Consider the following 13,586-nt stretch of genomic DNA (forward strand, 5'->3'; position numbering starts at 1 on the left):
CGGGCGGGCGGTTCAGCGGCCGGCGGTCTCCCGTGTGGCCGGTTGCCTGACCAGGTTCACGGCGACGGCCATGACGATGACGGAGGTCAGGGCGATACCGGCGCCGACGTAGAGCGGTGCGGTGTAGCCGAGGCCCGCGCTGATGGCCAGGCCTCCGAGCCAGGCGCCGAGGGCGTTGCCGATGTTGGACGCGGAGACGTTGGCGCTGGCGGCCAGTGCCGCTCCGTGGGCGAAGTCGGTGACGCGGGTGATCATGCCGGGCACGCTGGCGAACCCGAACACCCCCATCAGGAACACCAGGATCACCGACGCCGTGGCGCTGCCCGCCAACAGCCCGAACATGGCCAGGGTGATGGTGAGTCCGAGCAGGGCGAGGACCAGGGCGCGGTCACGGTCGCGGTCGGCGGCCCGCCCGCCGATCACGTTCCCGACGACCAGGCCGACTCCGTACACCATCAGCAGCCAGGCGACATCCGAGGAACGAAAGCCCCCGACCTCAGTGAACGTGTAGGCGATGTAGCTGAACGCGCCGAACATCCCGCCGTAGCTGAGCGCGGTGGCCGCCAGGGTCAGCCACACCTGCCAGGAGCGGAACGCACGGACCTGGGCCCGCAAGCCGTCGGAGGGTTCGGAGGGCATCGGGTCCGCGTGGCCCACCGCCGTCGGCGTCCGCGTCTCTCCCACCCGGGCGGGGACGAAGGCGGCGACGCCCGCCAGCGCGAGCAGGCCGATTCCGGTGATCGCCCAGAAGGCCGCTCGCCAGCCCCAGCGTTCACCGACCAGCGCTCCGAACGGCACGCCCAGTACATTCGCCACCGTCAGTCCGGCGAACATGACGGCCACCGCGCGGGACTTCTTCTCCGGCGAGACCAGACTGCGCGACCAGCGATCCGATCCCGAAGAACGAACCGTGGCACAACGCCGCGACGATCCGCCCGAGCAGCATCACCGCATAGTTCGGCGCGATCGCGGACAGCAGGTTGCCGATGACGAACAACGCCACCAGGCCGACCAGGACCTGCTTACGGGGCAGCCGCGCCGTCGCCGCCGTCAGCGCGATCGCGCCGACCGCGACACTCAACGCGTACCCGGAGATCAGCCGACCCGCAGCCGCCTCGGACACCGAGAAACTCGACGCCACCTGCGGCAGCAGTCCCGCGATCAGGAACTCGGTCAGACCGATGCCGAAACCGCCGACTGCCAGCGCAATCAGTCCAGCCGGCATCCGTCCCTCTCCGATCGCGCACCCGACGAGCCGCAGCGTGCGGCAACTCCCGCCTCCAAGGCCTCACTATGCCATCGCGACGCTCACCAACGCCCGTACGTGGCTTGGCCGTTCACATGGGCGACCCCGTTCACGTCGGCGACCGCCACACACCCAAGAACGTCGGTACACGTGACCATCGCTCCCTCAGCGCCGATACTTCCGAGAGTGAGCTGCTGGGACCGCCGATCCCACGGACCGCCAAGATCGAAGACCTCGCTCAACCACTCCGACCGGGTAGGACACAGGTCGGATGCTCAGTTGCTGATCTCACTCGGAGGTACCCATGAAGATGCTCATCAACGTCGCGGAGACGGTTGTCGCGGACGCGCTGCGGGGCATGGCTGCCGCGCATCCCGAGCTGACCGTGGATGTCGAGAACCGGGTGATCGTACGGCGGGACGCTCCGGTGGCCGGGCAGGTGGGGCTCGTCTCCGGTGGTGGTTCGGGGCACGAGCCGTTGCACGGCGGTTTCGTGGGTCCGGGGATGCTGTCGGCGGCCTGTCCGGGCGAGGTGTTCACCAGTCCGGTGCCGGACCAGATGGTGCGGGCGGCTGCCGCCGTGGACAGCGGGGCCGGGGTGCTGTTCATCGTGAAGAACTACACCGGGGACGTACTCAACTTCGACATGGCCGCGGAGCTCGCCGAGGACGAGGGCATCCAGGTGGCGAAGGTGCTCGTCAACGACGACGTGGCGGTGACCGACAGCCTCTACACGGCGGGGCGGCGCGGCACCGGCGCGACGCTGTTCGTGGAGAAGATCGCGGGCGCCGCCGCCCATGAGGGCCAGCCGCTGGAGCGGGTCGAGGCACTGGCCCGTCAGGTCAACGAGAGCTCCCGCAGCTTCGGCGTCGCGCTGAGCGCCTGCACGACTCCGGCCAAGGGCAGCCCCACCTTCGATCTCCCGCCCGGCGAGCTGGAGTTGGGCGTCGGCATCCACGGCGAGCCCGGCCGGGAGCGGCGCGCGATGATGACGTCGCGGGAGATCGCCGACTTCTCGGTGAACGCGATCCTGGAGGACCTCGACCCCAGGAACCCGGTGCTGGTCCTGGTCAACGGCATGGGTGCGACGCCGCTTCTGGAGTTGTACGGCTTCAATGCGGAGGTGCAGCGCGTGCTGACCGAGCGTGGCGTCGCCGTGGCACGCACGCTTGTCGGGAACTACATCACCTCGCTCGACATGGCAGGAGCCTCGGTGACGCTGTGCCAGGTCGACGAGGAACTGCTGCGGCTGTGGGACGCTCCGGTGCGAACGGCGGGCCTGCGCTGGGGCATGTGAGACCGGCCAACTCCTTTACCAGACAAGCACCATGCGAGGAGATCCTGTGCTCGACGCCGACTTCTTCCGCCGTTGGATGACGGCGACCGCCGTGTCCGTCGACCGCGAGACGGAGCGGCTCACCGCCCTCGACTCGCCGATCGGCGACGCCGACCACGGCAGCAATCTGCAGCGCGGTTTCACGGCCGTGACGGCCACGCTGGAGAAGGAGGCTCCTGACACGCCGGGCGCCGTCCTGATGCTCGCCGGACGCCAGTTGATCTCGACGGTGGGCGGTGCGTCGGGTCCGTTGTACGGCACGCTGCTGCGCCGTACCGGGAAGGCGCTCGGGGACGCGGCCGAGGTCAGCGAGGAGCAGCTCACGGAGGCGTTGCGCACCGGCGTGGACGCGGTGATGCAGCTCGGCGGGGCGGCGCCCGGCGACAAGACCATGATCGACGCGCTGGTGCCCGCGGTCGACGCGCTCCGCGAGTCCTTCGCGGCGGCGCGGGCCGCCGCCGAGGAGGGCGCCCTCGCCACCACGCCCTTGCAGGCCCGCAAGGGCAGGGCGAGTTATCTGGGCGAGCGGAGCATCGGGCACCAGGATCCGGGCGCCACCTCCTCCGCCCTGCTGATCGCGGCCCTCGAGGAGGCGGCCGGTGAGTGACGAGAAGCTGGTGGGGATCGTGCTCGTGTCGCACAGCGCCGCGGTGGCCGCCTCGGTCGCCGAGCTGGCGGTAGGGCTCGCAGGCGGCGGCACGACCGCGCCGGTGGCTCCGGCGGGCGGGGTCGAGGGCGGCGGCCTCGGCACCAGCGCCGAGCTGATCTCCGCCGCGGCCGCCTCCGTGGACCGCGGCGCCGGTGTCGCGGTACTGACCGACCTCGGCAGCGCGGTCCTCACCGTGAAGACCCTCCTCGCCGAAGGCGACGAACTCCCCGCCCACACCCGCCTCGTGGACGCCCCCTTCGTCGAGGGCGCGGTGGCCGCGGTCGTCACCGCCTCGTCCGGAGCGGACCTCGCGGCGGTGGAAGCGGCGGCTGCGGAGGCGTACACGTACCGAAAGGTGTGACACGGCCACGGCCCAGGCCACGGTCGGGCGATGGTGACCACGGGGGGGCGGCCGGGTGGTGGCGGAGGCATGCGGATGGATCGGGCCGCCAGCCCGGCGACACGCCATGGCGCGCCGTACGGAGGAATCGTCACCTGATCGGGCTCGGCCCGCGTGCGGGCGCGGTGCAGGGCACGTTGGCTCGTCCCAGGGCAGCACGGGCGTTTCCCAACCCTCGGCGGCGCATGGGATGTCCCGCCAACCGTGCCGCCGGAGGGCAGTCAATGCGTACTACTCAGATGTTCGTCCGCGCCGGTCTGACCGTGGCGGCCACCGCCGCGCTGCCGCTGGCCCTCACCGCTGGGCCCGCTGCCGCTGTGAACACGCAGATCACGGTGACCTCCAGTGGGTCCACGGTCCAGGTGAACACCACCGCGTGCCCCACCGGCGGCGACGCCTCGCTGCTCTCCAGCGGCCAGGCCAACTTCGCCCAGGGCCGCCAAGTGCCGCTGACCAGGAGCGCGGGCAGCCAGAGCGCCTCCTGGTCGGGCGTCAGCTCGGGCACGTACACCGTCATCGTGGTCTGCGCGAACGGCACGACGGCGGGCACCCAGTCCGTCACCGTGTCCACGGGCTCGAGCCCCACGATCTCCGTGACGACCTCCCCACCACGATCGCCCTCGCCCACGCGCACCCCCTCGCCCTCGCCGACGCGCGGGGTCATGGGCGGTGCGGGCGGCTCCACCGAGGACTACAGCACCGTCACCTACGCGGTGGGCGGGGTCCTGGTGGCGACGGGCGTCGGGGCCACGGCCTGGGTCCTGCGCCGCCGCTCCAAGCCCAACCGGCTCTGATCACACCGTTGACTCCCGGGAAGCCGAGTCCTCCGCGGGCAGTCGCCCGAACTCCTGAAGCGCATGCGTCAGCCAGTGGGTCCAGAAGGTCTCCAGGTCGATCCCTGCGCGCAGGATGAGGTGCTGGAGCCGGTCCTGGGGCGCCTGTCTGCCGGGCGGGAAGTCCCGCTGCTGGATCTCCTCGTACTCCGCCAACTGCCGCCGGTGCAGGTCGAGATGGCGGCGCAGATCCGCCTCGATGCCCGCGGTGCCGACCACGGCCGCGGCCCGCAGGCGCAGCAGCAGCGGGTCGCGCAGGGGCTTGGGGTCCTGGGAGGCGGCGGTCCAGCGGGTGAGTTCGGCGCGGCCCGCGGGCAGGACTTCGTAGCTCTTCTTCTGCCCGCGGGCCGGCTGCTCGGCGGGGAGGGCCCGGATGTAGCCGACGGCCTCCAGTTTTCCCAGCTCGCGATAGATCTGCTGATGCGACGCCGACCAGAAGTAGCCGATCGACCTGTCGAAACGCCTGGTCAGCTCAAGGCCCGACGACGGCTTCTCGAGGAGGGCGGTGAGGATGGCGTGCGGGAGTGACATGAACTCATCCTAAGTACGCCGCCGAAAGCCGACCCATGCTGCTCCCTGGGCTACAGCGCCGCCGCCAGCTCCGTGCCCTGCTTGATCGCGCGCTTCGCGTCCAGTTCGGCGGCCACGTCCGCGCCGCCGATGAGGTGGACGCTGCGACCGGCGGTGCGCAGCTCGTCGTACAGGTCGCGGCGCGGCTCCTGCCCGGTGCAGAGCACGATCGTGTCGACCGGCAGGACGGTGCTCTGCCCGCCGACGGTGACATGCAGGCCTTCGTCGTCGATCCGGTCGTACCGGACTCCGGGGATCATGGTGACCCCGCGGTGCCTGAGCTCCGTGCGGTGGATCCAGCCGGTGGTCTTGCCGAGCCCGGCACCGACCTTGGACGGCTTGCGCTGCAGGAGGTGCACGGAGCGCGGCGGGGCGGGCCGCTCGGGCGCCGCGAGGCCGCCGGGCGTCCGGTGGTCCATGTCGACGCCCCACTGCCGGAAGTACGTGGCCGGGTCCTCACTCGCCTTGTCGCCGCTGTCGGTCAGATACTCGGCGACGTCGAAGCCGATGCCGCCGGCACCGAGGATCGCGACACGGTCGCCGACCAGGGCACCGTCGCGCAGCACGTCGAGGTAGCCGACGACGCTCGGGTGGTCGACGCCGGGGATGTCGGGGGTACGCGGGCTGACGCCGGTGGCGATCACTGTCTCGTCGTAGTCGGCGAGGTCGTCCGCCGTTGCGTATGTGCCCAACCGCACCTCCACTCCCCGCAGTTGGAGCTGCGTACGGAAGTAGCGCAGCGTCTCGTCGAACTCCTGCTTGCCGGGGACCCTGCGGGCCACGTTCAGTTGGCCGCCGATCTCCCTCTCCGCGTCGTAGAGCGTGACGTCATGGCCGCATTCGGCAGCGGAGACGGCGCAGGCGAGTCCGGCGGGGCCCGCCCCGACGACGGCGACGCGCTTGCGCCGCCGGGTCGGTGCGAGGACCAGCTCGGTCTCGTGGCAGGCACGCGGGTTGACCAGACAAGAGGTGATCTTGCCGCTGAAGGTGTGGTCGAGGCAGGCCTGGTTGCAGCCGATGCAGGTGTTGATGGCGTCGGGGCGCCCGTCCCGGGCCTTGTTGACGAAGTCGGGGTCGGCGAGCATCGGGCGGGCCAGGGACACCATGTCGGCGTAGCCGTCGGCGAGCAACTGCTCGGCGAGTTCAGGGGTGTTGATGCGGTTGGTCGTCACCAGCGGGATCGCGACGGCGCCCATGACCTTCTTGGTCACCCAGGCGTACGCGCCCCGCGGCACCGAGGTCGCGATGGTGGGGATCCGCGCCTCGTGCCAGCCGATACCGGTGTTGATGATCGTCGCTCCGGCGGCCTCGACAGCCTTGGCGAGCGTGATCACCTCGTCCAGCGTCGATCCGCCGGGCACCAGGTCCAGCATCGACAGCCGGTAGATGATGACGAAGTCCTCGCCGACCGCCTCGCGTACGCGGCGGACGATCTCGACGGGGAAGCGCATGCGGTTCTCGTACGAGCCGCCCCAGCGGTCCTCGCGGTGATTGGTCTGCGTGGCGATGAACTCGTTGATGAGATAGCCCTCGGAGCCCATGATCTCGACGCCGTCGTAGCCCGCCTGCCGGGCCAGGCGCGCGGCCCGTGCGTAGTCGTCGATCGTCCGCTCGACCTCGTCGTCGGTGAGCGCGTGCGGGACATGGGGGCTGATCGGGGCCTGGAGGGCGCTGGGCGCGACGAGGTCCTGGTGGTAGGCGTACCTCCCGAAGTGCAGGATCTGCATCGCGATCCTGCCGCCCTCGCGGTGCACGGCCTCGGTGATGACGGTGTGCTGCTCGGCCTCCGCCCCGGTCGTGAGCTTGGCGCCGCCCTCGTACGGCCGTCCCGCCTCGTTGGGCGCGATGCCGCCCGTGACGATGAGCCCCACTCCCCCGCGGGCCCGGGCCGCGTAGAACTCCGCCATGCGCTCGAAGCCGCGCTCCGCCTCCTCCAGGCCCACGTGCATGGAGCCCATGAGCACGCGGTTGGGCAGGGTGGTGAAGCCCAGGTCGAGCGGGGTCAGCAGGTGCGGGTAACGGCTCATGGGCCCCTCCGTGCGCGGTGTCGTCACGTCTGTTGTAGACGAGGTCCCGAGCTTTATGCAACTAGTTGCACAATGATGGAGGGGCCGATGTGACTAGGGCCTCGTTCCGATGACGACCGTGCTGTACAACTTCTCGGACACGGCCAGGCGCGGGAACAGCCCGCCGTCCGCGAAGGTCGCGACTGCCGTGGGCGCCTGGCGTTCGCTCGTCTCGACCAGGAGGAAGCCGCCGGGGGCCAGCCATTGCGGGGCCTCGGCGGTCACCCGGCGCAGGATGTCGAGCCCGTCCCCTCCTCCGTCGAGCGCCACGAGGGGTTCGTGGTCGCGGGCCTCCGGGGGCAGGAGACCGACCTCTTCGGTGGGGACGTACGGCACATTGGCGGCCAGGACGTCGACACGGCCGCGGAGGGTGCGCGGCAGCGGCTCGAAGAGGTCGCCCTCGTAGACATGGCCGCGTGCGCCGACGTTCCGGCGGGCGCAGCGCACCGCTGCCGGGTCGATGTCGGCGGCGTGCAGCTCGGCGCCGGGGAGGGCGGCGGCGAGGGCGGCGCCCACCGCGCCCGAGCCGCAGCAGAGGTCCACGACGACGGGGGTTTCGGGTGCCGACGCGACGGCCTGCTGGACCAGGAACTCGGTACGTCGGCGTGGCACGAAGACACCCGGCTCGACGGCGATGCGCAGACCGCAGAACTCGGCCCAGCCCAGGACGTGTTCGAGGGGCAGGCCCGCGGAGCGGCGGTCCACCATGACGGTGAGTTCGGCCGGGGTGCGGGCGGTGGAGAGGATCAGTCGCGCCTCGTCCTCGGCGAAGACACAGCCCGCGGAGCGGAGCGCGGCGACGACAGCGGCGTACGAAACGGAAGGGACGGAGGAGAAGGGCATGGAAGCCGAGAGCCTTTCGGGAACCCGAAGGGAGCTCTCCCTGTCACCTGGCGGCGGTGAACCCCTGAGGCGAGAGCACCCGAGCTGACACAGCGGTAATGGGGCTCACCTCCTCGGTCCCTGCACGGCTGGGGCGGTCCGCAGCCGGACGGCAACATTACACGGACCCCGGCTGCCGCCACGAGGCCGGAGCGTCCCGTGGCCCCGGCCGTTCCCCACGGAGTGCTCAGCCGCTGACCTCGATGACGATCTTTCCGCGGGCGTGGCCGTCCTCCACCAGCCGCAGTGCCTCCGCGGCGCGGGTCAGGGGGAAGGTCTGCGTCACGAAGGGGTCCAGCTTGCCGTCGGCCACGAGGTGGGCGACCTCGTCGAGGATCGCGGCGTTGCGGGCCCGGGCGACGGGGGCGCCGCCGAGGCGGCCCACGATGTCCTTGCCGCCCGCGGTGATCAACTTCGTGCGGTCGGTGAGGAGTTCGGCCGCGGCTTCGAGGACCTCGCCGCCGATCAGGTCGTAGACCGCGTCCACGCCGTCCGGGGCGGCGGCCCGTACTTCGGCCACGAAGTCCGGGCCCGAGGGGACATGCACGGCGCCGAGCGACTCGACGAAGTCCTTCTTGCCCGCGCCGGCCGTGCCGATGACCTTCACCCCGAAGGTGCGCGCGATCTGGGTGGCCGCCACGCCCACGCCACCGCCGGCGCCCGTGATCAGCAGGGTCGAACCGGCCGGCAGGTCGAGCTGACGGATGCCGTCGTACGCCGTCGCTCCCGCGACCGGCAGGGCCGCCGCGTCCGTGAAGGAGATCGCGTCGGGCTTGTGCGCGGTCACGGCGACGGGCAGCAGGGTGTACTCGGCGTAGCCGCCGGCGACCGGGTTGCCGAAGACCGCGTCGCCCACCGCGAAGCCGGTGACTCCGTCGCCGATCTCCTCGACCACTCCGGCGGCCTCGTTGCCGAACACCGCGGGCAGCTCGCGCGCCGTCTGGCCCGGGCGGGCGTAGCCGTTGCGCTGCTTGTAGTCGACGGGGTTCACGCCCGCCGCCCGTACGGCGACGAGGAGTTGGCCGGGACCGGGGCTCGGCCGGTCCTGGTCGACGAGGGCCTCGGTCTCCGGACCGCCGAACCGCGTGAAGACGTACGCCTTGGGCATCTGCTTCCTCTTTCTCCACCGGGCTTCGCTGCTCAGCTCAGCATGCAGGGAAGATCGCCGGGCGGCTATTCCCCGAACCATTCCCCGTGCAGGCGCCAGGTACCGTGGAACGCGTACGCGACGATCAAGGGCCGCCGTACCGACGACGTGCCGAGGGCGTATCGACGACGAACCGACAGCGTATCGACGGCCTGGAGGCACCTACCCGATGCATGTCACCCGAGGCTTCACCGGACGTCCGCGCGTCCCCAACTCCGGGCTGCCGCCCGGTCAGTACGACGCGGGCGACGACTGGCCGGTCCTGTCCGCCGAGGTCACGCCCGAACTGGCGCCCGCGGACTGGACGTTCACCGTCGACGGGCTGGTGGCCGAGCCGCGCACCTGGTCCTGGGACGAGGCGCACGCGCTGCCGGCGTCGGCGTACGAGGGCGACATCCACTGCGTGACGAGCTGGTCGAAGTTCGGGGTGCGCTTCGGAGGCGTGTCGGTGGACGCGTTCCTGGAACTCGTACGCCCGGCCCCTGAGGCGACGCACGCGGTCGCGTACGCGCACACCGGGTACACGACGAACCTCCCGCTGGCCGATCTGACCGGCGGGCGCGCCTGGATCATCTGGGAGTACGGCGACGAGCCGCTGCCCGCGGAACACGGTGGTCCGGCGCGGCTGCTCGTGCCGCATCTGTACTTCTGGAAGAGCGCCAAGTGGATCGCGGGCCTCAGGCTCCTCGACCACGACGAGCCGGGCTTCTGGGAGCGGAACGGCTACCACCACCGCGGCAACCCCTGGGAAGAGCAGCGCTACTCCGGTGACTGAGACTCCGCTGACCGAAGACCTTCACGTGACCGGGACGTTCACGCCCCCGACCCTGTTCGCCGTGCCCGGCCGGATCGCCGTGAACAACGACACGGCGACCACCTGGCAGCGCGCCACACTCACCGGGATCCGCCGCGAGACCCCGCGCGCGGCCACCTTCCGGTTCGCCGTGCCCGGCTGGCGCGGCCATGTGCCCGGCCAGCACCTGGTGCTGCGGCTCACGGCGGAGGACGGCTACACCGCCCAGCGGCACTATTCGATCGCGTCGCCGCCCGACGACTTGGGGCACATCGAACTCACGCTGGACCATGTCGAGGGCGGCGAGGTGTCGGGCTGGTTCCACACGGTCGCCGAGCCGGGCGACCAGGTCGAAGTCCGCGGCCCGAACAGCGGTTTCTTCGCCTGGACCGGCGACCGGCCCGCCCTGCTCCTCGGCGCGGGCTCCGGTGTCGTACCGCTGATGTCGATGGTCCGCCACCACCGGGCGCGCGGACTGTCCGTACCGCTGCGCCTGCTCGTCTCGGCGCGCGGGCCCGAGGAGTTGATCTACGCGTCGGAGTACGGCGCCGAGACGACGCCCGTGTTCACGCGCAGCGCGCCGCCCGGCGTGCCCGTGGGCCGGCTGTCGGCCGCGCATGTGGCGGAACTCCTGGCCGACCGGCCGGACGGCGGGTGGGAGGCCTATGTGTGCGGGTCCAACGGGTTCGCCGAGCATGCCTCGCGGCTCCTCGTCGACGCGGGGCAGCCGGTGGACCGTATCCGGATCGAGCGCTTCGGCTGACGCTGCTCCTGACTGTGCTCCGCGGGGCCTCAGCTGTGCGGGACCACCGCGACCGGGCAGGCGCAGTGGTGGATCACGAAGTGGGCCACGCGGCCCAGGCCCGGTCCGGCCGTGTCGCGGCGGCCGATGACCAGTAGTCCGGCTCCGACCGACGCCTTCAGCAGATGGGGTCCCGCGAGGCCGTACACCACCTCCTCCAGGACGGTCGTCTCCGGGAACTTGTGCCGCCACGGCTGCAGAATCACCGCCAGGGAGCGGCGGTTGGCATCCTCCTGCGCGGCCGTGTCGTCCCGCGTGCGCGCGCCGACGGCGTGGCCGGGCGGCGAGGGCAGTGTCCAGGCGTGCACGACGTGCAGGGATGCCGCGCGGACGGCGGCCGTGTCGAAGGCGTAGCCGATGAGGCCGTCGGCCGGGCGCGCCAGGTCCAGGCCGAGGACCACCGGCAGGTACGGGGCCTGTGCGGGCGGTGTCCTCTCGTCGACGGGCACGCGTTCGTCCTCGGGGAGTTCGCCCGCGCGCACCAGCACCACCGGGCGCTCGGCGCGGGAGGCGACGGCGAGCGCGACCGAGCCGACCAGGAAACCGGCGAAGTCGCTGAAGCCGCGGGAGCCGAGAGCCAGCGCCTCCGACTCCGCGGCGGCGGCGAGCAGCGCCGGGATCGCGGGGGTTTCGGTGCGGCGGGCCATGATGTCCAGGGCCGGGTGGGCGTACGCGAGTTGGACGGCGGCCCGGTCGAGGGTCACGCGGGACGGCCCCCCGTCCGAAGGCGATGCGGAGCCGGCGCCGGCCTGCAGCAGGCGCAGCGCGAGGCGGCGGCGGTGAGCCTCGCGGGCCGCCCAGTCGGCGGCGTCCAGGCTGGCGCGGGAACCGTCGATACCGACGGTGATGGCCCGGGTGTTCCTGCTCATGGCTCGTGCCTTTCCTCGTGCCGTTCTTCGTGCCGTTCCTCGTGCCCTCCTTGTCGGGAGGACGGCGCCGTCTTGCAGGTGGAACGCGGGTTCCACGCGGGGCGCGGATCAGTCGTGCGCGGGCGGATCCGGCGGTGTGGGCACTGACCGCCACGAGATGGCACCTCGCGGGGTCCGTTCGGCGCCGACGGGGAACTCGGGCGGCGTACGACGGTGACCAGCCGCTCCGGGACCGGACGGTGACCGCCGGACACGAGCGACGAGGAGGCGTGGACATGGGCACGCGGGTGCGCGGCTGGCGTTGGCGGCCCAATCCGCTGCGCAGGCGCTGCGACGTGGTGGAGGCGTGGACGGCCCTGGTCGTCGCCGTCCTGCTGTGCGTCGGCGCTCCGCTGGCCGGGCTCGTCACGGGCTGGCAGGCGTACGACGCGGCGCGGGACGCGGCCGCGGAGCAACGGGCCGAACGCCATCGGGTGCGCGCGGAGGTCACCGAGCAGGCGCCCACCGCGATACCCACCGCCACGGGCGGCAAGCAGCCCACCTACTGGGTCGCCGTGCGCTGGACCGAGTCCGGCGAGCGGGAGCGCACGGGCGAGGCCCCGGTCCCGGCAGGCACCCGCCCCGGCGACCACACCCATGTATGGCTGGACGACACGGGCCGCATCGTCGCCGCCCCGGCGGACAGTACGGCGATCTGGCAGCAGACGCTCACGGTGGGAGGCTGCGCCACAGGCGGCGCCGCGACCGTCGTCCTGGCCGGGCACTACGTCGTACGCCGGGTCGCCCTCCACCGGCGCATGGCCGAGTGGGAACGCGAGTGGGCCCGTACGGGACCGGAGTGGGGCCGACGCTGGGCATGACCGGGCCCGACAGGTGCGCGAAAAGGGTCTGGTGGCCCGCCGACAGCCCCCGTACGGTGTGATCATCCGCACCCTGACCCGTGATCCCGTAAAGGCGGTCATCCATGGCCTTGTTCGACCTGCCCCTCGACCAGCTCCGGAACTACCGCAGCGCGTCCGTCGAGCCCGAGGACTTCGACGCCTTCTGGGCCAAGACACTCCAGGAGGCCCGCGAGCACGATCTGGAGGCCTTCTTCGAGCCGGTCGAGACGCACCTCAAGACCGTGAAGGTGTACGACGTCACGTTCGCCGGGTTCGGCGGTCACCCGGTGAAGGGCTGGCTGACGCTGCCCGCCTGGGCGGACACGCCACGGCCTGCGGTCGTCCAGTTCGTCGGGTACGGCGGCGGGCGCGGCCTTCCGCACACACATCTGCTGTGGGCCTCGGCGGGCTTCGCGCACTTCGTGATGGACACCCGGGGTCAGGGCAGTGCCTGGGGAGGCGGTGACACACCGGACCCGGTGGGCAGCGGGCCCGCGTATCCCGGCTACATGACCCGGGGGATCGAGGATCCCGAAAGCTACTACTACCGGCGGGTGTTCACCGATGGGGTACGGGCCGTGGAGGCGGCCCGCTCGCATCCGCTGATCGACGCCTCGCGCATCGCGGCGGTCGGTGGCAGCCAGGGCGGCGGCATCACGATCGCGGTCGCTGGTCTCGTACCGGACCTGGCGGCGATAGCCCCGGACGTGCCGTTCCTGTGCGACTTCCCGCGCGCAACGACGCTGACGGACCGCGACCCGTACCGGGAGATCGGCAACTACCTCAAGACGTACCGCGGCCGTACCGAGCAGGTGCGGCGCACGCTGTCCTACTTCGACGGCGTGCACTTCGCGGCGCGCGGCCAGGCGCCCGCTCTGTTCTCGGCGGCCCTGGAGGACCAGATCTGTCCGCCGTCGACGGTGTTCGCCGCCTTCAACGCCTGGCCGCACGAGGACAAGACGATCGAGGTGTACGACTTCAACGACCATGAGGGCGGCGGCCCTTACCAGGAGGCGGCCCAGCTGGCGTGGCTGCCGAAGCGCCTGTAGAAGGAGCGGTTCCGTCGCGGTCGCAGAGTTCCGGGTCCTCGCCGAGGAAGGCGAGGACCCGGC

At 71.7% G+C, this 13,586-nt stretch carries 13 protein-coding genes and 1 pseudogene; 8 read left to right on the forward strand and 6 right to left on the reverse strand.

Going from position 1 to position 13,586, the window contains the following annotated elements; genetic code table 11:
• Window positions 1–12: 12 nt before the first annotated feature.
• Window positions 13–1,225: pseudogene (locus ACYVO6_RS18690) on the reverse strand (MFS transporter).
• 325 nt (window positions 1,226–1,550) lie between these two features.
• On the opposite strand from ACYVO6_RS18690, the gene dhaK reads away from it, so the two are divergent.
• The 4 genes from dhaK to ACYVO6_RS18710 all read left to right on the forward strand — a co-directional run bounded on the left by dhaK (window position 1,551) and on the right by ACYVO6_RS18710 (window position 4,425).
• The gene (gene dhaK, locus ACYVO6_RS18695; protein ID WP_461062523.1) at window positions 1,551–2,543 is read left to right on the forward strand and encodes a dihydroxyacetone kinase subunit DhaK; all 993 of its coding nucleotides are present in this window, start codon (window positions 1,551–1,553) and stop codon (window positions 2,541–2,543) included.
• Window positions 2,544–2,589: 46 nt separating this feature from the next.
• Entirely contained in the window at window positions 2,590–3,189 is a 600-nt protein-coding gene (gene dhaL, locus ACYVO6_RS18700; RefSeq protein WP_461062981.1) for a dihydroxyacetone kinase subunit DhaL, read from the forward strand.
• Window positions 3,182–3,592 carry a PTS-dependent dihydroxyacetone kinase phosphotransferase subunit DhaM gene (locus ACYVO6_RS18705; protein ID WP_461062524.1) on the forward strand — a complete coding sequence of 137 codons (411 nt, stop codon included), beginning with the start codon at window positions 3,182–3,184 and terminating at the stop codon, window positions 3,590–3,592. Before dhaL ends, ACYVO6_RS18705 begins: the two co-directional genes overlap by 8 nt.
• A 263-nt stretch (window positions 3,593–3,855) precedes the next feature.
• A complete protein-coding gene (locus ACYVO6_RS18710; protein WP_461062525.1) occupies window positions 3,856–4,425 on the forward strand; it encodes a hypothetical protein in 570 nt (189 codons plus the stop codon).
• On the opposite strand, the gene ACYVO6_RS18715 is transcribed toward ACYVO6_RS18710, so the two are convergent.
• The 4 genes from ACYVO6_RS18715 to ACYVO6_RS18730 all read right to left on the reverse strand — a co-directional run bounded on the left by ACYVO6_RS18715 (window position 4,426) and on the right by ACYVO6_RS18730 (window position 9,090).
• Window positions 4,426–4,995: a PadR family transcriptional regulator gene (locus tag ACYVO6_RS18715; protein ID WP_461062526.1), complete on the reverse strand. Its 570-nt coding sequence runs from the start codon at window positions 4,993–4,995 to the stop codon at window positions 4,426–4,428.
• 50 nt (window positions 4,996–5,045) lie between these two features.
• Window positions 5,046–7,061, reverse strand: a complete 2,016-nt coding sequence (locus ACYVO6_RS18720) for an oxidoreductase (protein ID WP_461062527.1) — start codon at window positions 7,059–7,061, stop codon at window positions 5,046–5,048.
• A gap of 93 nt (window positions 7,062–7,154) precedes the next feature.
• The gene (locus ACYVO6_RS18725; protein ID WP_461062528.1) at window positions 7,155–7,943 is read right to left on the reverse strand and encodes a putative protein N(5)-glutamine methyltransferase; all 789 of its coding nucleotides are present in this window, start codon (window positions 7,941–7,943) and stop codon (window positions 7,155–7,157) included.
• A gap of 226 nt (window positions 7,944–8,169) precedes the next feature.
• A complete protein-coding gene (locus ACYVO6_RS18730) occupies window positions 8,170–9,090 on the reverse strand; it encodes a quinone oxidoreductase family protein (protein ID WP_461062529.1) in 921 nt (306 codons plus the stop codon).
• A gap of 208 nt (window positions 9,091–9,298) precedes the next feature.
• Between ACYVO6_RS18730 and ACYVO6_RS18735 the strand changes: the two genes are divergently transcribed.
• Window positions 9,299–9,904 carry a sulfite oxidase-like oxidoreductase gene (locus tag ACYVO6_RS18735; protein ID WP_461062530.1) on the forward strand — a complete coding sequence of 202 codons (606 nt, stop codon included), beginning with the start codon at window positions 9,299–9,301 and terminating at the stop codon, window positions 9,902–9,904.
• Window positions 9,905–9,929: 25 nt separating this feature from the next.
• Entirely contained in the window at window positions 9,930–10,685 is a 756-nt protein-coding gene (locus ACYVO6_RS18740) for a ferredoxin reductase (protein ID WP_461062983.1), read from the forward strand.
• A 29-nt stretch (window positions 10,686–10,714) separates the two neighbouring features.
• Here ACYVO6_RS18740 and ACYVO6_RS18745 read toward each other — a convergent pair whose 3' ends face one another.
• Window positions 10,715–11,593: a universal stress protein gene (locus tag ACYVO6_RS18745; protein WP_461062531.1), complete on the reverse strand. Its 879-nt coding sequence runs from the start codon at window positions 11,591–11,593 to the stop codon at window positions 10,715–10,717.
• A 275-nt stretch (window positions 11,594–11,868) separates the two neighbouring features.
• Here ACYVO6_RS18745 and ACYVO6_RS18750 point away from each other — a divergent pair, with 275 nt between their 5' ends.
• Together ACYVO6_RS18750 and ACYVO6_RS18755 are read left to right on the forward strand one after the other, a co-directional pair.
• Window positions 11,869–12,453: an Rv1733c family protein gene (locus ACYVO6_RS18750; RefSeq protein WP_461062532.1), complete on the forward strand. Its 585-nt coding sequence runs from the start codon at window positions 11,869–11,871 to the stop codon at window positions 12,451–12,453.
• A gap of 104 nt (window positions 12,454–12,557) precedes the next feature.
• Window positions 12,558–13,523, forward strand: coding sequence for an acetylxylan esterase (locus tag ACYVO6_RS18755; RefSeq protein WP_461062533.1), 966 nt, complete (start codon window positions 12,558–12,560; stop codon window positions 13,521–13,523).
• Window positions 13,524–13,586: the final 63 nt, after the last annotated feature.

This window comes from Streptomyces pseudoechinosporeus (assembly GCF_054783935.1).